Consider the following 22,034-nt stretch of genomic DNA (forward strand, 5'->3'; position numbering starts at 1 on the left):
GACTAGCTCTTCAGCCGGTATCCGGTCCGGAAGATCGTGACGATCAGGCCGAGGCACAAAACGAGGAACAGCCCGGTCACGCCGAGGCTCCAGCCCACGCTGACATCGCCCGCGCCGAAGAAGCTCCAGCGGAAGCCGCTCACCAGATACACCACCGGGTTGAACAGGCTCACCGTGCGCCACGGCTCGGGCAGCATGTCGATCGAATAAAAGGCACCGCCGAGGAAGGTCAGCGGCGTGACCAGCAATGCCGGCACCACGTTCAGTTGCTCGAAGCCCTTGGCCCAGATGCCGATGATGAAGCCGAACATGCTGAAGGTTACGGAAGTGAGCACCAGAAACGCCAGCATCGCCGCCGGATGATCGATCCGCAGCGGCACGAAGAACGCCGAAGTGATCAGGATGATCAGCCCGATCACGATCGACTTGGTCGCCGCCGCGCCGACGAACCCGATCACCATCTCCACTGCAGAGATCGGCGCGGAGAGCAGTTCGAACACCGTGCCGGTGAATTTGGGGAAATAGATGCCGATCGATGCATTGGCGATGCTCTGCGTCAACAGCGAGAGCATGATCAACCCGGGCACGAGGAAGCTGCCGTAATTGACGTCGCCGATCGACTGGATCCGGCTGCCGATCGCTCCGCCGAAGACGATGAAATAGAGCGACGTGGTGATCACCGGCGTCGCCACGCTCTGCCAGAGCGTGCGCAAGGTGCGCGCCATCTCGAACCGGTAGATCGCCCAGATGCCATGGAAGTTGACGCCGGTCATGCCACAGCTCCTTCGTTCGACGCGTGCTTCGCCTCGACCAGATCGACGAAGATGTCCTCGAGGCTCGACTTGCTCGTGTCGAGATCCTTGAACGCGATCCCCATGTCCGAGAGCTTGCGCAGCAGCGAGGGAATGCCGGTGCGCTCGGCCTGCGCGTCGAACACGTAGCGCAGCCGGTGCCCCTCGTCCTCGAGGCTGAGATGCCATTCCTCCAGCCCCGCCGGAACCGCCGTCATCTGCTCGACCAACGCGATGTCCATCTCGCGCTTGCCGAGCTTCTTCATCAGCGCGGCCTTCTCCTCGACCAGCAGCAGCTGCCCCTTGTTGATCACGCCCACCCGATCGGCCATCTCCTCGGCCTCTTCGATATAATGGGTGGTGAGGATGATCGTCGTGCCGCGCTCGCGCAGCTTTCCGATCATCTTCCACATGTCGCGACGCAGCGACACGTCGACACCCGCGGTGGGCTCGTCGAGGAACAGGATGTCGGGCTCGTGGCTGAGTGCCTTGGCGATCATCACACGGCGTTTCATGCCGCCCGACAATTCCATGATCTTCGCGTCGCGCTTGTCCCATAGCGACAGGTCCTTGAGCACCTGATCAAGATGCGCCTGGTCGGGCTTCTTGCCGAACAGCCCGCGCGAGAAACGCAGGGTCGAGCCCACGGTGGAGAACATGTCGACTGCGATTTCCTGCGGCACCAGCCCGATCCGCGAGCGCGCCTCGCGCGGGTGGCGGATCGCGTCATTCCCGTCGACGAGGATCGTCCCCGAGCTCGGCGTGACGATGCCGCAGATGATGCTGATCAGCGTGGTCTTGCCCGCGCCATTGGGGCCGAGCAGTGCGAAGATCTCGCCGCGGCGGATCTCCAGATCGACATGCTCGAGCGCCTTTTGGCCCGAACCATAGGTCTTGCTGACCTGAGAAACCGTCAGAATGGATTGCATGGGGGACCCCGGACCGGAACGGACCCGTTACGTAGGGGCGGGGCCGGGAGAGGACAAGCGGTGCGAAAAAATCCTCCCCCGCCTGGGGGAGGATCGAAACCTACTTCCCCGCCCGCGCCTCGGCGACGGCCGCGGCCAGTCCGGCATAATCGCGCGCGCCGGAGAGCAGTTTGCCGCCGATCACCCAGGCCGGCGTTCCGGTCATCGCCAGCTTTTCGCCAAGCTTATGATTGGCGAGAATCTCCTGCTCGACGGCTTTGGACCGTACCGCCTTGTTCACCAATTCCTTGTCGAGCCCGGCCTTGCCCGCGGCCAGCGTGATGTTCTCCACGTTCGGCGATCCCGCCGCATAGAGCGCGTCGTGGAATGCCCGGAACTTGCCCTGCTCGGCTGCCGCCAGCGCCCAGCGCGCCGCGACCACGCTCTCGGGCCCGAGCACCGGGAATTCGCGATAGACCACGCGAACATTCGGATCCTTGGCGAGCAGTTCCTCAATCCCGGGCAGGCTCGCCCGGCAATAGCCGCAGGCATAGTCCATGAACGCGACGACGGTGACGTCGCCGTTCGGATTGCCCGCCCAGGCGCCGGCATAGGGCTTTTGCAGCTGCGCGAGATGCTGCGGCACGGCCGCCTGTGCGCCCTGCTGCGCCTTTTCGTAGCGCGCGGTCTCGCGCGCCTGAAGCCGGTCCATCGCCTCGGGCAGCACTTCGGGATGCTCGAGCAGATAACCGCGGATCGCCGGCCCGGCGATCCCGGGCACCAGTTCAGGATCAGCGCGAACAGGCCCGCGCCGAGCAAGGCGGACACGAGCATCGCGCTGGCGAGCGCCAGCGGGCTGCGCAACAGTCTTTCGGTCATCGCCGCCGCCGTTTCTCTTCGTCCATCGCGGTCTGCGATACCATCGAAATGTCCTGCGCGCGGATCCAGTCCGCCGAGCCCTGCGGCAGGTTCGCCATCGCCGATCGCGCGCTCACCAGAGCGGTGCGCGCATCGCCCATCAGGTTCGCGCGCTCGGCAGTGGCGAGCGCGGTGCGCGGCTCGTCGCCCTTGCGCTCATAGACGGTGCCGAGCTGCATCCAGGCGAAGGGGTTCTCCTTGTCGCGCGCGACTGCGGTGCGCAGCACGCCCTCAGCTTCGGCGAGATTGGCCTTGTCCTCGGTCGCGAGCAGCGCGTGGCCGAAGGTCGCGGCGATCAGCGGCTGGTTGTTCGAACGCTTCGTCGCCTCGCGCAGCGGGGCGATCGCTTCGGCCGGCTTGCCCGATTCGAGCAGGATCTGTCCTTCGAGCTCGAGAAAATAGGGATCGTCGGGCGCGGTCTTCACCAATGCGGTCGTCTCCGCCGCCGCCTGCTCGGGATAGCCCGATTTATGATAGGCATAGGCACGCGCATAATGCGCGGGCGCCGACTGGTCGGTCGCCGGATAGATGCGCAGCGTCGCCTCGGGCTCGTTGACGAACCCGCGCAATTTGGCCTGCACCCGCTTGAAGCGCGCTTCCAGCTTCGGATCGATCGACTTGTTCCATGCCGGCGACGATTCCAGGTCGGCCCGGAGATTCTCGACGCGATCGGCCGACATCGGGTGAGTCTGCGCGAACGGATCGACTTCGGGATTGGCCTGGGTCGCGTAATAGCCGTAGCGATGCATCTGCGCGGTCAGCTTGTTGAAGAAAGTCAGCATCCCCTTGCCGGTGACGCCGGCGGTGTTGAGGAAGCGCGCGCCCGCGGCGTCGGCCGAGGATTCCTGGATGCGGCTGAAGGCGAGATATTTCCCGATCGCGGCGCGCTGGCCCATCATCAATATGCCGGTGCCCGCCTCGCCCGCGCCCGCCGCCATCGCCGCGGCGCCGAGCAACAGGCTGAGGATCGAGATCTTGGTATAGCCGCCGTCGTTCTGGAACACCGCGTGCCCGCCGACGATATGGCCGATCTCGTGCGCGATGACGCCCTGGACTTCATTGGCGTTGTCGGCGGCGTCGATCAGCCCCGAATGGATATAGACGATCTGCCCGCCGGCGACGAAGGCGTTGATCGACGGATCGTTGACCAAAACCACGCGGACATTGTTGGGCGAGAGCCCCGCCGCCTGGATGATCGGCCGGGTCATGTCGGCGAGCATCGCCTCGGTCTCGGCATCGCGCAGGATCGATTGCGCCATTGCCGGGCGCGCCGCGAACAGGCTCAGGCAGAGCAGGGCGATCAGGGCCGCAAAACGCTTCATGCGCGGCATCATCGGGGCAAACTCCTCTGGCGGCAACGCTGTTGGATATGCGCGATGAACATGTCGTGAAGCCTCTCGGGAGCGCGCGGACCCACCGGCCCGCGCGCTCCCCTGAAGTCAGGCGCCGAAGGTCCGCTGCCACCAGCCGCGGCGCGGGCCCGATTCGCCGTCGGCGTCGCCCTCGGCACCGAGATCCTGCGCCAACGCCTCGGCTTCGGCAGGTGCCTCGACACTGGCGTCGGCGGGCGCCGGAGCGGCCTGCGCGGCAGCCTTGCGGCGCGCCCGCTTGGGCTTTTCGGCCGGAACCTCGGCAAGTTCGGCGACCGGTGCGGCTTCGACCGCGACCGGTGCTGCCTCGGCATCGGTATCGGCCTTTTGCGACGCGCACGCTTCGGCTTTTCGGCCGGAGCCTCTGCCTCGGGAGCGGCGACGACAGCAGCCTCGGCCACACTCTCGGCAGGCGCTTCGGCATCGGCCTTCTTGCGGCGCGAACGCTTGGGCTTCTCGGCCGGAGCCTCGGGCTCGGGAGCCACCTCGGCCAGTGCCTCGACGTCACCCACAGGCTCCGCGGCGTCGCCAGCCTCGACGACATTGTCCTCGGCATGACCCCGACGGCCGCCACGGCGACCGCGACGACGGCGCTTGCGACCGGCCTCACCCTCGCCGCCTTCCTGCTCGGCACGCTCGGAAGAGCCTGCCTCAGCAGTGACGTCCTCGGCGTCCTCGGACTCTTCGCCCTCGCCCTTGGCCTCGTGCTCGCCTTCGGTGCCTTCGCCGGCCTCGTTCTCACGACCACGGCGACCGCGGCCACGGCGGCGGCGGCGGCGCTTGCCGCGGCCTTCGCCTTCGCCCTCGTCGCGCTCGCGCGCTTCGCGGGGCTGGCGGTCGCGCGGCGCTTCGGCCTCGACTTGCTCTTCCTCTTCTTCCTCGTCGATCTCCTCGACGTAATCGTCCTCGTCCTCGGCGACATCGATGAGCCGCTCGATCTTGGGTGCGTGCGCCGGCGGCGGACCGCCCGCCTCGACCGACATGCGGGCGCCCTCGACCTCGCCGTCCGACACGACTTCGACGAGGACGCCGTAGCGATCCTCGATCTCGGCGAGCTCGCCGCGCTTGCGGTTGAGCAGATAGAAAGCCGCTTCCTGGCTGGCACGCAGCGTGATCTGCGATCCGCGGCCGCGCGCGGCCTCGTCCTCGATCAGGCGCAGCGCCGAGAGGCCTGCCGACGAAGCGGTGCGGACCAGCCCGGTGCCTTCGCAATGCGGGCACTGGCGAGTCGATGCCTCAAGCACGCCGGTGCGCAGGCGCTGGCGGCTCATCTCCATCAGGCCGAAGGCCGAGATGCGGCCGACCTGGATGCGGGCGCGATCGTTCTTGAGCGCCTCCTTCATCGCCTTCTCGACCTTACGGACATTGGATCCGTGATCCATGTCGATGAAGTCGATGACGACGAGGCCGGCCATGTCGCGCAGCCGCAGCTGGCGCGCGATTTCCTGCGCGGCTTCGAGGTTGGTCTGGGTCGCGGTCTGCTCGATCGAATGCTCGCGCGTCGAACGGCCCGAGTTGATGTCGATCGAGACCAGAGCCTCGGTCGGATTGATCACGAGATAACCGCCGGACTTCAGCTGCACCACTGGATGGTACATCGCCGACAATTGCTCCTCGACGCCGGCGCGCTGGAACAGCGGCACCGCATCGGCATATTGCTTCACCTTGCGGGCATGGCTCGGCATCAGGAGCCGCATGAACTCCTTGGCTTGGCGATAGCCGTCCTCGCCCTCGACGATGACCTCGTCGATGTCCTTGTTGTAGATATCGCGGATCGCGCGCTTGAGCAGGTCGCTGTCGCCATAGACCAGGGCCGGCGCCGACGACTGCAATGTCGTCTCGCGGATCCCGTCCCACAGTCGCGCGAGATAGTCGAAGTCGCGCTTGATCTCGGTCTTGGTGCGCTGGAGTCCGGCGGTGCGGACGATGCAGCCCATCGTCGGCGGCAGCTTCAGGTCCGACATGATCGTCTTGAGGCGCTTGCGATCGGCGGCCGAGCTGATTTTCCGGGAGATGCCGCCGCCATGCGCGGTGTTGGGCATCAGCACGCAATAGCGGCCGGCGAGGCTCAGATAGGTGGTCAGCGCCGCGCCCTTGTTGCCGCGCTCTTCCTTGACGACCTGGACCAGCAGCACCTGACGGCGGCGGATCACGTCCTGGATCTTGTAGCGGCGGCGCAAGTTCATGCGGCGCTGGCGCAGCGCCTCGGCCTCGTCTTCCTTGCCGCCACGCCCGCGGCGACGGCCACGACCGCGTCCGCGACCGCCTTCGCTGCTTTCCTCGCCCTCGGCGCTCTCGCCTTCGGAATCCTCGTCGTGCTCCTCGTCGTCGTGGGGACGCTCGAGAACTTCTACGCCGTCCTCGCCTTCGTGATCCTCGTCGTCGCCGTCATCCTGCGCGCGCAATGCGGCTTCCTCGGCGGCGTGCTCGGCCTCCTCACGGAGCAGCGCGTCGCGGTCCTCCTTGGGGATCTGGTAGTAATCGGGGTGGATTTCCGAGAAAGCGAGGAAGCCGTGGCGGTTGCCGCCGTAATCGACGAACGCAGCCTGGAGCGACGGCTCCACCCGCGTGACCTTGGCCAGATAGATATTCCCCTTGAGCTGCTTTCGCTCGGCAGACTCGAAGTCAAACTCCTCGATTCGGTTCCCTTTGACGACGGCAACCCGGGTTTCCTCCCGGTGCCGCGCGTCGATCAGCATACGCATGGTCATTTATTGTTCTCCGGGCGCGCCGGCCTGGACCCCTGAGGGTAATGTTCCTGAAGGGCTGGGGCGCGTGCGCGCGATACAGAATGCGGCCTTGGCCGGTGTCGCCGGCTGCGGTCTCGCAGGTTTCGAAAACTGCTGCTGCTCGAAGGGCACGCCCGGACGCGTGGTCCGGAAGCTTCGCCATCGTCACGCGGCCGGCCGAAAGGGCCTGGCGGGTGGGACGATGGGAAAATTGCCTCATGCGAGCGTCAACCTGAACTGTCGCGACGAATTTGGTCGCGAATACGGCCCGATGCAAGGATCGGAGCGAACTCCTGCTAGCACCCCCGCGCCATGCGGCAACCGCGGGCGGCCGGTTAAATGCGCGGCGCCGCGGCGGCAACCGCCTGCCGGTCTCCGGCAGATTTATGCCGGTTAACCAAGCTGTTTCACTTCGATTTGAAGGTCCCCGGCTACCACGCTCCCGTCAGGGAAGACGCGTTCAAGAGTTGATCAATATGCATTTGGGCTGGACCCCCGAGTTCCTGCGCGGCATAGCGTGCGGGTGCTATTCCTGCTTGCCCTGATCTCCGGCTGGTTGACCGGGGTGCCGAGCTGGGCAGGCGTCGTGCAGGAAGTGCGCGTGCACGGTGACCGCGTCGTCGTGAAATTCGACGCGCCGGTCACCCAGGCGAGCGCTTTCCTGCTCTCCGGGCCGCAGCGCATAGCGCTCGACATCGCCGGTGCCGAACCGGGCCGCAGCGCCGCCGCCGGCGGCGTGGTCGCGAAGATCCGCCAGGGCGCGCAGGGCGACGGCGCGCGCATCGTCTTCGATCTCGCACGTCCGGCGATCGTGAGCGAAGGCAGCTTCGGCAAGGACGGCCGCACGCTGACGCTCCAGCTCCGGACCGTCGACGACGAGCGCTTCGCGCGCGCCGCGGCCGAGCGGCGGATGAGTTTCCTGCCGCCCTTCACCTATCTCCAGCCGGCCAGCCGGCATCCGTACAGCGTGTCGATGGCGCTGCCGAAGCGCATGCCCGCCGCGCCGCTGCCCCGCGTCTATGGCGATGCGCGCCGTCCGCTGGTAGTGATCGACGCCGGGCATGGCGGGCACGATCCCGGCGCGCTCTCCGGCGACGGCAGCCTGCGCGAGAAGGACGTCACGCTCGAAGTCGCCAAGGCGATCAAGGCCGCCCTGCTCGCCTCCGGCCGCGTCCGCGTCGCGCTCACCCGGGAGGATGACCGCTTCCTCGTGCTCCAGGAGCGCTACGGACTCGCGCGGCGATTGAAGGCCGACCTGTTCATTTCAGTCCATTGCGACAGCGCCGGCAACGCCGACGCCACCGGCGCGACCGTCTACACCCTTTCCGAAGTCGCCTCCGACAAGGAAGCCGCGCGGCTCGCCGCGCGCGAGAACAAGGCCGATATCCTCGCCGGCGTCGATCTCGGCGCCGCCAGCCCGGACATCTCGTCGATCCTGATCGATCTCACGCAGCGCGAGACGATGAACGCCAGTGCCAATTTCGCCCGATTGCTCGGCCGCGAGGCGCAGCCGCTGATGCCGATCAAGCCGAACTATCACCGAATGGCGTCGCTGATGGTGCTCAAGGCGCCCGACATGCCGTCGGTGCTGTTCGAGACCGGTTATATCTCCAACGCCGCCGATGCCGCATTCCTCGCGTCGAACGAGGGGCAGCGCAAGGTCGCGCAGGGCGTGCGCAAGGCCGTGGAGATCCACTTCGCCACTCGCATGGCCGCGCGCTGATGCTGCTGTTCCGATAGTCCCCACCCCGTCCTTATAGAGCGGAATGCGACGGGTTGGTTTCGGGCGCGTTTTGATCGGGTTTCATCGCCCGAGAAAGTTGCTACACCGCACCCCGCATGGCGGACGGCAGCATTTCCAGCGAAAAGGTGACGATCAAGCGCGGGGCGGGCGGAGTCCGCGGCTGGTATGACCGCGTGCATCGTCGCTGGTGGTTCCGGATCCTCGCCTGGCTGGCGCTGCTTTCGGGCCTTTTCTGGTTCCTGATCTGGGCGCTGATCGCGCGCAACCTGCCCTCGGTCGATAGCTTGCGCGCCTATGAGCCGCCGTTGCCGACCAATGTCCGTTCGGTCGACGGGGTGCCGATCCACAGCTATGCCCGCGAGCGCCGCGTCCAGCTGAGCTACGCCGAATATCCCAAGCAGCTCGTCGAGGCCTTCATCTCCGCCGAGGACAAGACCTTCTTCAGCCATCACGGTGTCGATTTTCCCGGGCTGGCGCGCGCCGCCTTTCAGGGAATCGTGAGCGGCGAGACTCCCCGCGGCACTTCGACGATCACCCAGCAGGTCGCCAAGAACCTGCTGATCGGCAACGAAGTCAGCTATCTGCGCAAGGGCAAGGAAGCGATCCTCGCCTGGAAGATCGAGAATGCGCTTCCCAAGGAGCAGATCCTCGAACTCTATCTCAATTCGATTGAGCTCGGCCGCAATGCCGGCGGCGTCGAGGCGGCGAGCCAGGCCTATTTCGGCAAGGCGCTGAGCGAACTCAGCCTGCCGCAAATGACCTATCTCGCGATCCTGCCCAAGGGCCCCGCCAATTACGCTCCCGAACGCTACGAGGCCCGCGCGCTCGAGCGGCGCAACTGGGTGCTCGGGCAGATGCTCGCCAACGGCTTCATCACCGAGGCGCAGCATGCCGAGGCGGTTGCGGCGCCACTGGGCACGATTCCGCGACAGACCCCCGATATGAGCGCGTCGGCGGCTATTTCGTCGAAGAGGTTCGCCGCCAGCTGATCGACAAGTTCGGCGAGCAGGCCGCGGACGGCCCGAACAGCGTCTATGGCGGCGGCCTGTGGGTGCGCACGTCGCTCGATCCCCGGCTTCAGGAATATGCGCAAAAGGCATTGCGCGACGGCCTGCTGCGTTACGATCGCGGGCGCGGCTGGTCCGGACCGATCAACCATGTCGACGTGTCGAAGGGCTGGCTGCAGCCGTTCCTCAACACCAATATCGGCGTCGACTATGAGGATTGGCGCGCCGCTGTCGCGATCGAGCGCAATGCCGGCGGCTGGCAGATCGGTTTCGACAACGGCCAGACCGGCACGCTCCTCGCGACCTCGCGACGATGCCGGTGCGCGGCCAAGGCGGCGAGGCATATGGTGCGATCAAGCCCGGTGACATCCTCGCCGTTGCGCCCGAAGGCAACAGTTGGTCGCTCCGCTCAGTGCCCAAGGTCTCGGGCGGCATGGTGGTCGAGAATCCCCGCACCGGCCAGATCTACGCGATGCAGGGCGGGTTCGATTCGCGCATCCAGTCGTTCAACCGCGCGACGCAGGCGCAGCGCCAGCCGGGCTCGACGATCAAGCCGCTGGTCTATGCCGCGGCGATGGAGCAGGGGCTGACTCCGCGACGATCGTCGTCGATGGCCCGTTCTGCGTGTGGCAGGGCGCCAATCTCGGCCAGAAATGCTTCCGGAATTTCGGCAATCAGCGCGGCGCCGGCCCCAAGACGCTGCGCTGGGGCGTCGAGCAGTCGCGCAACCTGATGACCGTGCAGGTCGCCAACCAGATCGGCATGGAGCACGTCGTCGACCTGATCCAGCGCGTCGGCGTCTCGAAGCAGAAATTCCCAAACTACCTCAGCTACGCGCTGGGCGCCGGCGAGACGACCGTGCTGCGCATGGTCAATGCCTATTCGATCCTCGTGAACCACGGTCGCGCGCTCAACCCGACGGTGATCGACTTCGTCCAGAACCGCCGGGGCCAGGTGATCTGGCCCGAGAATTGGCGCGCCTGCGACCGCTGCAACGCGCGCGACTATGACGGCGGCGCCATGCCGCGACCGATCACCCGCGCCCGCCAAGTCGTCGAGCCGATGAGCGCCTATCAGATCGTCCACATCACCGAAGGCGTGATCCAGCGGGGCACCGCCACGACGCTGCGTGAGCTCGGCCGGCCGATGATGGGCAAGACCGGCACCACGTCGGGACCGACCGACGTGTGGTTCGTCGGAGGCACGCCGCAGCTGATCGGCGGGCTCTATCTCGGCTATGACAGCCCGACCAATCTGGGCGGCTATGCCCAGGGCGGATCGATCGCCGCGCCGATCTTCAAGCAGTTCGCCATCCCCGCCTTCAAGGGCATGGAAGTGCTGCCCTTCACTGCCCCCGCCGGCATCCGCATGGTCCGCATCGATCGCGCGAGCGGCCGCAAGGTCGCCGGCGGCTGGCCGACCAGCGATCCGCTGGCCGGCGTGATCTGGGAAGCCTTCAAACCCGAGAGCGAGCCGCAGCGCCGCCGCCGCACCCCGGCGGAGGAAGCGGCCGAAAGGAAGACCGTCGAGAAGAAGGCCGCGCCCGCCACCAAGGCGCCCTCCGACAGCGACTTCTTGCAACGTCAGGGCGGAATCTACTAGCGCCGCCAAAGCACCCTATATGCGTCATCCCGGCGAAGGCCGGGATCCAGAACCACCGGCGAGGTGGCTTGTGGCTCTGGGCCCGGCTTTCGCCGGGGTGACGGCAAGTTTCGAAAGGTTACTCCCAATGCGCGCCGAAGCGCAGGCTCATGTCGACAAGATCAAGGCGGCGCTGGCGCTGCTGCGCCGGTTCCTCGATTGGGACCGCGCGTTGCGCCGGCTCGACGAGCTCAACGCGCGCGTCGAGGATCCGACTCTCTGGAACGATGCCAAGGCCGCCCAGGACGTGATGCGCGAACGCCGCCGCCTCGACGAGGCGGTCAGCGCGACGCGCGCGATCGAGACCGAGCTCAACGACACTGCCGAGCTGATCGAGATGGCCGAGGCCGAAGGCGACGAAGAGATGGCGAACGAAGGCACCGCCGCGCTCGCCGCCCTCGCCAACCGCGCCGAGATCGACAAGGTGAAGGCCCTGCTCTCGGGCGAGGCCGATCCAAACGATACCTATATCGAGATCAATTCGGGCGCCGGCGGAACCGAGAGCCAGGACTGGGCGGGCATGCTCCAGCGCATGTACACGCGCTGGGCCGAGCGCCACGGGCTCAAGGTCGAGTTGATCGATTATCATGCCGGCGAGCAGGCCGGGATCAAATCGGCCACTCTGCTGATCAAGGGCGAGAACGCGTACGGCTATGCCAAGACCGAGAGCGGCGTGCACCGGCTCGTGCGCATCTCGCCCTATGACAGCGCCGCGCGGCGCCACACCAGCTTCTCGAGCGTGTGGGTCTATCCAGTGATCGATGACGACATCAACGTCGAGTATAACGAGAGCGATCTGCGCATCGACACCTATCGCGCCTCGGGCGCGGGCGGGCAGCACATCAACACGACCGATTCGGCGGTGCGCATCACGCACATCCCCACCGGCATCGTCGTCCAGTGCCAGAACCAGCGCAGCCAGCACAAGAACAAGGCCGAAGCCTATAACCAGCTCCGCGCCCGCCTCTACGAGCGCGAGCTGCAGATCCGCGAGCAGGCCGCCAATGCCGAGAACGCCACCAAGACCGATATCGGCTGGGGCCACCAGATCCGCAGCTACGTGCTCCAGCCCTATCAGCTGGTGAAGGACCTGCGCACCGGCGTGACATCGAGTGCGCCGGGCGACGTGCTCGACGGAGACCTCGACGCGTTCATGGCGGCTGCGCTATCGCAGCGGGTGACCGGCGAAACGGTCGAAGTGGAGGATGTCGATTGAGGCCAGCGCTCGCCCTGGGCACCGCTCTGCTGCTGCTCGCCGGGTGCGACGGCGGCAAGCCGGTCCTGCGCGAGCAGAAGGCGCAGACCAAGAATACCGGCTTCCCCGCCGCCGACCGTCCTGTGGCGACGATCGTCTCGGCACGCTGGTCCACCGAAGAGGCGCGCGACCGGCTCAACGAAGCGGGCCAGGTGATGAACCTCGCCGGGATCAAGCCCGGCATGACCGTCGCCGATATCGGGGCGGGCGAAGGCTATTACACGATCCGCCTCGGCCAGCGCGTCGGCAAGGAGGGCCGCGTCGTTGCCGAGGACATCGTGCCCGAAGTTCGCGACGCGCTGGCGACGCGCGTGGTGCGCGAGCGGCTCGACAATGTCAGCGTCCGGCTCGGCCTGCCCGCCGATCCGCGGCTGCCCGAAGCGAGCTTCCACCGCGTGCTGATGGTGCACATGTACCACGAGATCGAATCGCCCTACGAATTCCTGTGGCGCCTGCGCCCATCGCTGACGCCCGACGGCCAGGTGATCGTCGTCGATGCCGATCGCCCCACCGAGCATCACGGCACGCCCCCGAACTGCTCAAATGCGAATTCGCCGCGGTCGGCTACGAACTGGTCTCGATGCGTCCCATGCCTTCGGCCGGCGGCTATCTGGCGATCTTCCGAGCCGCCGGCGAACGTCCCGAGCCCGGCATGATCAAGGCGTGCAAGAGCGGCGCGCGCGCTACTCCGGCGGCAATGCAACCGGGCGAAGGCTCAGAGTAATCCCAGGCTGCGGAAGCTGACGATTCCTCCGGTCGCCACGATCAGATGGTCGACCAGCCGGATCTCCAGCGTTTCCAGCGCCCGCGCCAGCAGACGCGTCGCCTCGCGATCGGCGATGCTCGGATTCGGGTCCCCGCTCGGATGATTGTGCGCCATCACCACCGCCGCCGCGCCGAAGGCGAGCGCGTCGGCCGCGATCTCGCGGATCGGCAATACGAGCCGGCTGGCCGAACCCGAACGCGCATGGCGCAGCCCCAGCACCCGCTGCTCGGCATCCAGATAGACGAACGCCATCACTTCGACCGATTCGTCCGCAAGGCAGGCGAACAGCGCACCGGCGGCATTGGCATCCGCGAGACGGCGCGGCGCGTCGAGGGCTTCGAGGGCCATCGCCGAAAGCTGCCAGCGCCGCGGAGCGCACCGAAGCGCAGACCGCTCCACTTCGGCGTGACCGGCTTATTCCTCCCCGCTTCGCGAGAGAAGAATTAGATGCGGCGCGATCTTGCCGCCTCGACCCGCTTGGCGCGCGCGCGCGGCCCGGCTAGGCTGCCGCGATGCGTCAATATCTCGACCTGATGGAACGCGCGCTGGAGCACGGCGCCGAGACGATGGACCGCACCGGCACGGGCACGCGCTCGGTGTTCGGCCACCAGATGCGCTTCGATCTCGCGGCGGGCTTTCCTTGCTCACCACCAAGAAGCTCCATATCCGATCGATCATCATCGAATTGCTGTGGTTCCTGCGCGGCGACACCAATGTCCGCTGGCTGCAGGAACGCAAGGTGAGCATCTGGAACGAATGGGCCGACGAGGCCGGCGATCTCGGCCCGGTCTACGGCAAACAATGGCGCCGGTGGGAAACCGCCGACGGCCGTGAGATCGATCAGATCGCCGAATTGCTCGACCAGATCCGCAACAATCCCGGTTCGCGCCGCCAGATCGTCAGCGCATGGAATCCCGGCGAGCTCCAGGCGATGGCGCTGGCGCCGTGCCACTGCCTGTTCCAGACCTATGTCGCGAACGGCAGGCTCAGCCTGCAGCTCTATCAGCGCTCGGCCGACATCTTCCTTGGCGTGCCGTTCAACATCGCCAGCTATGCTTTGCTCACCCATCTGCTCGCCCAGCAAGCGGGGCTCGAAGTGGGCGAGTTCGTCTGGACCGGCGGCGATTGCCATCTCTATTCGAACCACCTGGAGCAGGCTCGCGAGCAGTTGACCCGCGAACCGGGGCCGCTCCCCCGGCTCGAGATCCTGCGCAAGGCGCCTTCGATCGACTCCTATGACTATGAGGATTTCGTGATCCACGATTATGCGGCGCAGCCGCACATCAAGGCGGCGGTGGCGGTTTGATGCGCAAATCGATCATGTCCGGGCTGCTGGTCCTGGCCGGCTGCGGTGCGCAAGACGAGATGCCCAGGGTGCAGGCCGTCGAGGTAGTGAAGAGCTACCCGCACGACACGCAGGCATTCACCGAGGGACTGTTCCTCGACGGCGGCACCTTGTTCGAGAGCACCGGCGAGGAAGGCACTTCGGGCATCCGCAAGATCAATCTCGACAGCGGCGAAGTCGTCGCGCAGGCACCCCTGTCGCCGCCTTATTTCGGCGAGGGGATCATCGGCTGGAAGGACAAGATCTACCAGCTGACGTGGAAGGACCAGAAGGGGTTCATCTACAGCAAGGCCGACTTCAAGCCGCTCGGCGAATTCGCGTACAAGGGCGAAGGCTGGGGGATGACGCATAACGGCAAGTCGCTGATCATGAGCGACGGCACCGCGACGCTGCGCTTCCTCGATCCCGAGACGATGGCGCAGCAATCCACGCTCGACGTCACTGCCAATGGCTGCGCGGTCAAGGAATTGAACGAGCTCGAATGGATCCAGGGTGAGATCTGGGCGAACATCTGGCGCACCGATCTGATCGCGCGGATCGATCCGGCCAGCGGCAAGGTGAAGAGCTTCGTCGACGTCTCCGCGCTCGGCCCGCCCACGCCGAGCGAGGACGAAGTGCCCAACGGCATCGCCTATGACGCGAGCGGCAAGCGCATCTTCGTCACTGGAAAGATGTGGCCGCAGCTCTACGAAGTGAAGCTGAGCGACGCCCCGCCCAACGGATCGGCGCAGGACCAGGCTGCGGCGCTGATGCGCTGCCAGCCCTGAGCCGCATGGCGCGCATCACCTTCCACCTCGCCCGCGCCGATAACGGCGTGATCGGCAAGGACGGTAAACTGCCCTGGCACCTGCCCGCCGACCTCAAACGCTTCAAGGCGCAGACGATGGGCAAGCCGATGGTGATGGGGCGGAAAACCTTCGAGAGCTTCCCCAGTCCCCTGCCCGGCCGCCGCCACATCGTACTGACCCGCGATGCGGGCTGGCATGCCGAAGGCGCCGAAGTTGCGCATTCGCCCGCGGCGGCGCTGGCACTGGCGGGCGACGGCGAAGTCGCGGTGATCGGCGGCGGCGAAGTGTTCGCGCTTTTCCTCGACCGCGCCGATTGCGTCGAACTGACCGAAGTACATGTCGATGCTGAGGGCGACGCGACCGTCCCGGAATTCGGCGAAGGCTGGCGCGAAACCGCGCGCGAGGATCATGCGAGCGAAGCCGGGCGCCCCGCCTACAGCTTCGTAACCCTGGAGCGCGTGCGATGAGAAAATGGCTCTGGGGTCCGGCGGCGGTCCTCGCGCTCGCCGCAATCGGCTTTTCGGCTTCGCGCCGGCGATGGTCGAATCGGATATGAACAAGGTCGCACCGGTCGCGCTCCCCAGGGTGACCGACCAGACCCGCGCGCTGCACGCTTCGCTCCAGATCGTCGATATGCACGGCGACACCCTGCTCTGGCGCCGCAGCCTGCTCGACCGGGCGAATCGCGGCCAGGTCGATCTGCCGCGGCTGATCCAGGGCAATGTCGCGCTGCAGATCTTCTCGTCGGTGACCAAGACGCCCAAGAACCAGAATTACGATTCGAACGGCGCCGATACCGACAACATCACCATGCTGACGGTGGCGCAGCTCCAGCCACCCAAGACCTGGTCCTCGCTGCTCGAGCGCTCGCTGTGGCACGCCCGCAAACTCGATCGCGCCGCGGCCGGATCGGACGGCAAGCTGCGCGTGATCCGCGCGCCCGCCGAACTCGACCGGCTGCTCGCCGATCGAGCGGGCGGCAAGAAGATCGTCGGCGGCATGCTCTCGATCGAGGGGCTGCAGGATATGGAGGGCCAGCTCGCAAATCTCGACAAGCTCCACGCCGCGGGCTTCCGCATGGCCGGCCTCGCCCACTTCTTCGACAACGAAGTCGCCGGATCGATGCACGGCGTGAACAAAGGCGGGCTCACCCCGCTCGGCGTCCAGACCGTGCGGCGGATGGAACGGATCGGGATGATCGTCGATATCGCCCATTCGAGCCACAAGACGGTGGCCGAAGTGCTCGCGATGGCGAAGCGCCCGGTGGTCTCCAGCCATGGCGGCGTGCAGGCGACCTGCAAGGTCAATCGCAACCTCACCGACGAAGAGATTCGCGGCGTGGCGAAGACCGGCGGCGTGATCGGCATCGGCTATTGGGACGCGGCGATCTGCTCGACCGCGCCCGCGGCGATCGTCAACGCGATCGCGCATGTCCGCGATCTGGTGGGGATCGATCATGTCGGGCTCGGCTCCGACTTCGACGGCGCGGTTACGACCGGGTTCGACACGTCGCAACTCGCGGCAGTGACACAGGCGCTGGTGGACCGCGGGTTCACGCCGGAGGATATCCGCAAGGTGATGGGCGGCAATGTCCTGCGCGTGCTCAGGGCGGGGATCGTTCCCCAATAAATTCCTCCCTCGCTTCAGCGGGGGAGAGGGCGACGGAGAGGGCCGGGCCTGAAGGGGCATCGCCTGCGGAGTGCGGGGTCGAACATGCGGGGCATGTTCGACCCCGCGCTCCCCTCCACCACTTCATGGTCCCCTCCCCGCTTCGCGAGGGAGGAATTGCTAGGCCCAGCCCCTCTCCCTATAGCCACCCCGATGGAGCGACTGGACAACGGCTCGCCGGTGCCGGCGCGGCTTCGCGGCGGGATCGTCGCACTGGGCAATTTCGACGGGTTTCACCTCGGGCATCAGGCCGTGATCGGCCGTGCTGTCGCACACGCGCGGGCCGAGGGGCGGCCAGCGATCGTCGCCACCTTCGATCCGCATCCCCAACGCTATTTCCAGCCGCAATCGGGGCATTTCCGTCTCACCACGCTCGACCAGCGCGAACGCCTGTTCGCTGCGGCGGGCGCCGACGCGATGCTGGTCTTCCACTTCGACGCGGCGCTGGCCGGGCTGAGCGCGCGCCAATTCGCCGAGCAGCAACTGGTCGAGATCATCGGCGCGGGCGGCGTGGTGACGGGCGGCGACTTCACCTTCGGCAAGGGCCGCGAAGGTGACGTCATGACGCTGGCCGCATTGGGCGAGGAACTCGGTTATTCGGCGGGGGTGGTCGCGCCGGTGACGCTCGACGGCGAGACCGTCTCGTCGAGCCGCATCCGCCAGTATCTGCGCGAGGGCGATCCGCGCGGCGCCGCGAAGCTGCTCACCCGGCCGTTTGCGATCCGGGGACCGGTGCAACACGGCGCCAAGCTCGGCCGTGAGCTGGGCTATCCGACCGCGAACATGGACATGGCCAATTATCTGCGCCCGGCATACGGCATCTATGCAGTGCGCGGTCGGCTGGCCGACGGGCGCGTGCTCGACGGAGTCGCCAATCTCGGCATCCGCCCGAGCATCGATCCGCCCGAGGAATTGCTCGAAAGCTATTTCTTCGATTTTCAGGGCGATCTCTACGATCAGGTCATCGAAATCTCGCTGATCGAATATCTGCGCCCCGAGGCGAAGTTCGATTCGATGGACGCGCTCAAGGTCCAGATGGACGCAGATGCGGCGAAGGCACGCGCGGTGCTGGCCTGATTTCCCTGTCACCCCGGCACGAAGCCGGCGTGGAGGGGATGAAATGGGGTGCAGCAACATCGGCTTTGCAACTATCGGGCCCATCCTCTAATCGGCGCGGACCCATGACCGACGCAACCGATTCCACGCGCGACTGGCGCGACACCGTCTTCCTGCCGAAGACCGATTTCCCGATGAAGGCCGGCCTTGCCGCCAAGGAACCGGCGATCCTCGAACGCTGGGCGAAGATCGGGCTCTACCAGAAGCTGCGCGAGGCGCGCGCGGGCCGTGAGACCTTCCTACTCCATGACGGCCCACCCTATGCGAATGGCGACATTCACATGGGCCATGCGATGAACAAGATCCTCAAGGACATCGTGGTGCGCAGCCAGACCCTGCTCGGCAAGGACGCGCCCTACGTCCCCGGCTGGGACTGCCACGGCCTGCCGATCGAGTGGAAAGTCGAGGAAACGTACCGCGCCAAGAAGCTCAACAAGGACGAAGTCGACCCAGTCGCCTTCCGCGCCGAATGCCGGGCCTATGCCGAAAAATGGGTGGCGGTACAGCGCGGCCAGTTCGAGCGGCTCGGGGTGATGGGCGATTGGGCCACGCCGTATCTCACGATGAACTATCAGAGCGAGGCGATCATTGCCGGCGAGCTGCTCAAGTTCGCCGAGAGCGGCCAACTCTATCGCGGCGCCAAGCCGGTGATGTGGTCCCCGGTCGAGAAGACGGCATTGGCCGAGGCAGAGGTCGAATATGAGGACGTCGTGTCGACGCAGATCGACGTGGCGTTCGAGATCGCGGAGGCGCCGAACGCGCCCGAGCTGGTCGGCGCGCATGCGGTGATCTGGACGACCACGCCGTGGACGATCCCCGTGAACCAGGCTTTGGCTTATGGGCCTGAGGTTGAGTACACTGCCGTCCGTGCTGCTGGCCGAGTATTACTCTTCGCCGGCGACCTCCTTGTGGAGTCAATGGGCCGCTATGGGCGCGCTCTTTCGCCTTGGCTTTCAGAGGGTGAAGGCTGGACGATCGTTTGGACCGGCAAGGGCTCTGATCTTGCCGGCGCAGTAGCGCGCCACCCAATGCGCCATCTCGGCGGGTTCTTCGCCAAGCCGCGCCCGTTCCTGCCCGGCGACTTCGTCACCACCGATGCCGGCACCGGCCTCGTCCATATGTCGCCCGATCATGGCGAGGACGACTTCCTGCTCTGCAAGGCGCACGGGATCGATCCGGTGTTCGCAGTCGATGGTGCAGGCATGTACCGCGCCGACTGGCTGTGGCTCGGCGGCCAGGGTTCGGTGATCAACAAGAAGTTCGTCGCGTCGGACGGCCCGATCTGCACCGATCTGCGCGCGGCCGGCGCCCTGCTCGCGGCCTCGGACGATTTCGCGCACAGCTATCCGCACAGCTGGCGGAGCAAGGCCAAGATCATCTTCCGGGCGACGCCGCAGTGGTTCATTCCGATGGATACTCCTTCTCCCTCTCTCCGGATGCGGGGAGAGGGCCGGGGAGAGGGGCTATCGATAGTTCGTCGCACTCATCCCTCTCCTCGACCCTCTCCCCTGAAGGGGAGAGGGAGACGAATGGTGCCACCCTCCGCGGCATTGCCCTCGATGCGATCGAGACCACCCGCTGGGTGCCCGAGCGCTCGATCAACCGCATCCGCTCGATGGTCGAAGGCCGCCCCGATTGGGTGATCAGCCGCCAGCGCGCCTGGGGCGTGCCGATCGCGCTCTACGTCAACCGTGCGACCGGCGACTATCTCCGCGATCCCGAGGTCAACGCGCGCATCCTGCAGGCCTTCACCACTGGCGGCGCCGATGCGTGGTTCCAGGCCGATCACCAGTCCCTGCTCGGCGAGAAATACAACCTCGCCGACTATGAGGTGATCACCGACATCCTCGACGTGTGGTTCGACAGCGGCTCGACCCACGCCTTCGTGGTCGAGGCGCGCTACGGCGAAGGCGTCCGCACCGACCTCTATCTCGAAGGCTCGGACCAGCATCGCGGCTGGTTCCAGTCGTCTTTGCTCGAAAGCTGCGGCACGCGCGGGCATGCACCCTATGGCGCCGTCCTCACCCACGGTTTCGCGCTCGACGGCAATGGCCGGAAGATGTCGAAGTCGCTCGGCAACGTCGTCGATCCGCTCAAGATCATCGGCGAGAGCGGTGCCGACATCCTGCGCCTGTGGGTCGCGCAGACCGATTATTTCGAGGACGTCCGCATCGGCAAGGAAGTCCTCGCCGGCACCGGCGACACCTACCGGAAACTGCGCAACACCTTCCGCTACCTGCTCGGCGCGCTCGACGGGTTCGACGAGAGCGAGAAGGTCGCGGTATCGGAGATGCCCGAGCTCGAGCGCTACGTGCTCGCCAAGCTCGCCGAGCTGGATGCCGAGTTGAAGGCGGCGGCGAACGATTTCGAGTTCAACCGCTACAGCCGCGCGCTGACCGACTTCGCCAATGAGGACCTGTCGGCCTTCTTCTTCGATATCCGCAAGGACTGCCTCTATTGCGACGCGGCCACGGATCCGAAGCGGCGCGCGTACCGCACCGTGCTCGACACGCTGTTCCATGCACTGGTGCGCTACGCCGCGCCGATCCTGAGCTTCACTGCCGAGGAAGTATGGCAGGCGCGCTTTCCGAGCGAGGACGGATCGGTCCATCTGCTCGACTGGCCGGTGCTGCCCGAAGGCGCGGCCACGACCGCCGACTGGACCGGCATTCTTTTCCTGCGCGGTCTCGTCACTGAAGCAATCGAGCCGAAGCGCCGGGAGAAGATCATCCGCTCAAGCTTGGAAGCCGAAGTCACAGTTCCGGATCTGCCTGCATCAAGCGAACTTCTGACGGAGCTCTTCATTGTCTCGAAAGTCGAGCAGGGGTCGGCCATCACGGTAACGCCCACCCAGCGCCATAAATGCGGCCGGTGCTGGCGGCATCTTCCCGAGGTTGCGGAGGACGGCTTGCTGTGCGACCGCTGCGCCAAGGTGGTGGGTTGATGAAGAATTGGCATATCGGGCTGCTCGTCGCAGCGGGCGTGTTCCTGATCGATCAGGCCGCCAAATATTATGTGACGGGCCCGCTCGGGCTCGACGTGCAGGACGCGTCGTTGACCGTGCTGCCGGTCTTCGACCTGCGCTTCGTCAAGAATGTCGGCGTGTCGCTGGGGCTGCTGCCGGCTAGCGGGGCGACGATGCGCTGGCTGCTGGTGCTGCTGACCGCGGGAATCGCGGCGGGCGTGCTCTGGTGGATGTTGCGCGAGAAGAAGCGGCCCGACGTGATCGCTCTGGGCCTCGTGCTCGGCGGCGCGCTGGGAAATATCCTCGATCGGACGCGGCTCGGCTATGTCGTCGACTTCGCCGATTTGCATTTCGGGAACTGGCGCCCTTTTTGGTCTTCAATGTGGCCGATGCGGCGATTACCATCGGCGTGCTGATCCTGTTGATCCGCGCCCTGTTCGTGCGCGATAAGGCCGGGCAAGCGCCCGCTGTGGAGAATGAAGTCAATGCGTAAGTTGATCACCGTCGCTGCGGGCATCGCGCTCGCGGGCTCGCTCTCCGCCTGCGGCAAGAGCGGGATGGACCGCAGCCGTCCCGATGAATTCGCCGTCGCGCGCGCCGCTCCTTTGGTGATCCCGCCCGATTTCTCCCTGGTGCCGCCGCGGCCGGGTGCGCCGCGCCCGCAGGACGCCAATCCCTCCAGCCAGGCGCTCGACGCGCTGTTCGGCGGATCGCAGGCGCGCAGCGCTTCGGAGAACGCCACGCTCGATGCCGCCGGCCGCACCTCGGCCGAAATCGGCACGCGGAGCAGCGCCGGCAGCCCGACCACCAACGTGGTCGACAAGGGCAGCACGACCCGCGACATCATCGCCGCGCCGCAGGGCGACGGCCAGGCCGCCCGCGCCAGCACGCCGCAACCCGCCGCGCCGCAGACCGCCGCACCGCAGCCCGCTACGCCGCAGCCCGCTACGCCGCAATAACGCGGTACCAGACATGAAAAAGGGCCGGTCGCTCGACGAGCAACCGGCCCTTTGTTCGTTCCGC

At 66.4% G+C, this 22,034-nt stretch carries 12 protein-coding genes and 7 pseudogenes; 12 read left to right on the forward strand and 7 right to left on the reverse strand.

Annotated elements, in window-relative coordinates; genetic code table 11:
• Nucleotides 1-2 precede the first annotated feature (2 nt).
• The 5 genes and pseudogenes from PIB19_RS13505 to PIB19_RS13525 all read right to left on the reverse strand — a co-directional run bounded on the left by PIB19_RS13505 (nt 3) and on the right by PIB19_RS13525 (nt 6,698).
• Entirely contained in the window at nt 3-773 is a 771-nt protein-coding gene (locus tag PIB19_RS13505; RefSeq protein ID WP_271237793.1) for an ABC transporter permease, read from the reverse strand.
• Complete coding sequence (locus tag PIB19_RS13510; RefSeq protein ID WP_271237794.1) at nt 770-1,720, reverse strand: ABC transporter ATP-binding protein; 951 nt, start codon at nt 1,718-1,720, stop codon at nt 770-772. The genes PIB19_RS13505 and PIB19_RS13510 overlap by 4 nt, the downstream gene beginning before the upstream one ends.
• A gap of 100 nt (nt 1,721-1,820) precedes the next feature.
• Entirely contained in the window at nt 1,821-2,480 is a 660-nt protein-coding gene (locus PIB19_RS13515; RefSeq protein ID WP_271237795.1) for a DsbA family protein, read from the reverse strand.
• Between the two features lie 94 nt (nt 2,481-2,574).
• Nucleotides 2,575-3,939: a M48 family metalloprotease gene (locus PIB19_RS13520; RefSeq protein ID WP_271237796.1), complete on the reverse strand. Its 1,365-nt coding sequence runs from the start codon at nt 3,937-3,939 to the stop codon at nt 2,575-2,577.
• A gap of 117 nt (nt 3,940-4,056) precedes the next feature.
• A pseudogene (locus tag PIB19_RS13525) lies at nt 4,057-6,698 on the reverse strand (Rne/Rng family ribonuclease).
• Between the two features lie 535 nt (nt 6,699-7,233).
• Between PIB19_RS13525 and PIB19_RS13530 the strand changes: the two are divergent.
• The 4 genes and pseudogenes from PIB19_RS13530 to PIB19_RS13545 all read left to right on the forward strand — a co-directional run bounded on the left by PIB19_RS13530 (nt 7,234) and on the right by PIB19_RS13545 (nt 13,087).
• On the forward strand, nt 7,234-8,439 hold the full coding sequence (locus PIB19_RS13530) for an N-acetylmuramoyl-L-alanine amidase (RefSeq protein WP_336297145.1): 1,206 nt from the start codon (nt 7,234-7,236) through the stop codon (nt 8,437-8,439).
• 116 nt (nt 8,440-8,555) lie between these two features.
• Nucleotides 8,556-11,069, forward strand: a pseudogene (locus PIB19_RS13535) (penicillin-binding protein 1A).
• Nucleotides 11,070-11,196: 127 nt separating this feature from the next.
• Nucleotides 11,197-12,324 carry a peptide chain release factor 2 gene (gene prfB / locus PIB19_RS13540; RefSeq protein ID WP_271237797.1) on the forward strand — a complete coding sequence of 376 codons (1,128 nt, stop codon included), beginning with the start codon at nt 11,197-11,199 and terminating at the stop codon, nt 12,322-12,324.
• Nucleotides 12,321-13,087 (forward strand): annotated as a pseudogene (locus PIB19_RS13545) (class I SAM-dependent methyltransferase). Before prfB ends, PIB19_RS13545 begins: the two are co-directional and overlap by 4 nt.
• On the opposite strand, the gene PIB19_RS13550 reads toward PIB19_RS13545, so the two are convergent.
• Nucleotides 13,079-13,477 carry a JAB domain-containing protein gene (locus PIB19_RS13550; RefSeq protein ID WP_271237798.1) on the reverse strand — a complete coding sequence of 133 codons (399 nt, stop codon included), beginning with the start codon at nt 13,475-13,477 and terminating at the stop codon, nt 13,079-13,081. The pseudogene PIB19_RS13545 and the gene PIB19_RS13550 overlap by 9 nt on opposite strands.
• 95 nt (nt 13,478-13,572) lie before the next feature.
• Nucleotides 13,573-13,737 (reverse strand): hypothetical protein, encoded by a 165-nt coding sequence (locus PIB19_RS13555; protein WP_271241072.1) that lies wholly within the window; start codon nt 13,735-13,737, stop codon nt 13,573-13,575.
• On the opposite strand from PIB19_RS13555, the pseudogene PIB19_RS13560 reads away from it, so the two are divergent.
• The 8 genes and pseudogenes from PIB19_RS13560 to PIB19_RS13595 all read left to right on the forward strand — a co-directional run bounded on the left by PIB19_RS13560 (nt 13,663) and on the right by PIB19_RS13595 (nt 21,970).
• Nucleotides 13,663-14,435, forward strand: a pseudogene (locus tag PIB19_RS13560) (thymidylate synthase). The gene PIB19_RS13555 and the pseudogene PIB19_RS13560 sit on opposite strands and share 75 nt — an antisense overlap.
• A complete protein-coding gene (locus PIB19_RS13565) occupies nt 14,435-15,241 on the forward strand; it encodes a glutaminyl-peptide cyclotransferase (RefSeq protein WP_271237799.1) in 807 nt (268 codons plus the stop codon). Before PIB19_RS13560 ends, PIB19_RS13565 begins: the two are co-directional and overlap by 1 nt.
• 5 nt (nt 15,242-15,246) lie before the next feature.
• The gene (locus PIB19_RS13570; protein ID WP_271237800.1) at nt 15,247-15,729 is read left to right on the forward strand and encodes a dihydrofolate reductase; all 483 of its coding nucleotides are present in this window, start codon (nt 15,247-15,249) and stop codon (nt 15,727-15,729) included.
• A pseudogene (locus PIB19_RS13575) lies at nt 15,726-16,891 on the forward strand (dipeptidase). The gene PIB19_RS13570 and the pseudogene PIB19_RS13575 overlap by 4 nt, the downstream one beginning before the upstream one ends.
• A gap of 192 nt (nt 16,892-17,083) precedes the next feature.
• Nucleotides 17,084-18,007: a bifunctional riboflavin kinase/FAD synthetase gene (locus tag PIB19_RS13580; RefSeq protein WP_271237801.1), complete on the forward strand. Its 924-nt coding sequence runs from the start codon at nt 17,084-17,086 to the stop codon at nt 18,005-18,007.
• A gap of 104 nt (nt 18,008-18,111) precedes the next feature.
• A pseudogene (ileS, locus tag PIB19_RS13585) lies at nt 18,112-20,990 on the forward strand (isoleucine--tRNA ligase).
• Nucleotides 20,990-21,504, forward strand: a pseudogene (gene lspA / locus PIB19_RS13590) (signal peptidase II). Before ileS ends, lspA begins: the two co-directional pseudogenes overlap by 1 nt.
• Nucleotides 21,497-21,970: a DUF3035 domain-containing protein gene (locus PIB19_RS13595; protein ID WP_271237802.1), complete on the forward strand. Its 474-nt coding sequence runs from the start codon at nt 21,497-21,499 to the stop codon at nt 21,968-21,970. Before lspA ends, PIB19_RS13595 begins: the two are co-directional and overlap by 8 nt.
• The last annotated feature ends 64 nt before the right edge of the window (nt 21,971-22,034 follow it).

Source organism: Sphingomonas sp. 7/4-4 (assembly GCF_027941955.1).
In the GTDB taxonomy this organism is placed as follows: domain Bacteria; phylum Pseudomonadota; class Alphaproteobacteria; order Sphingomonadales; family Sphingomonadaceae; genus Sphingomonas.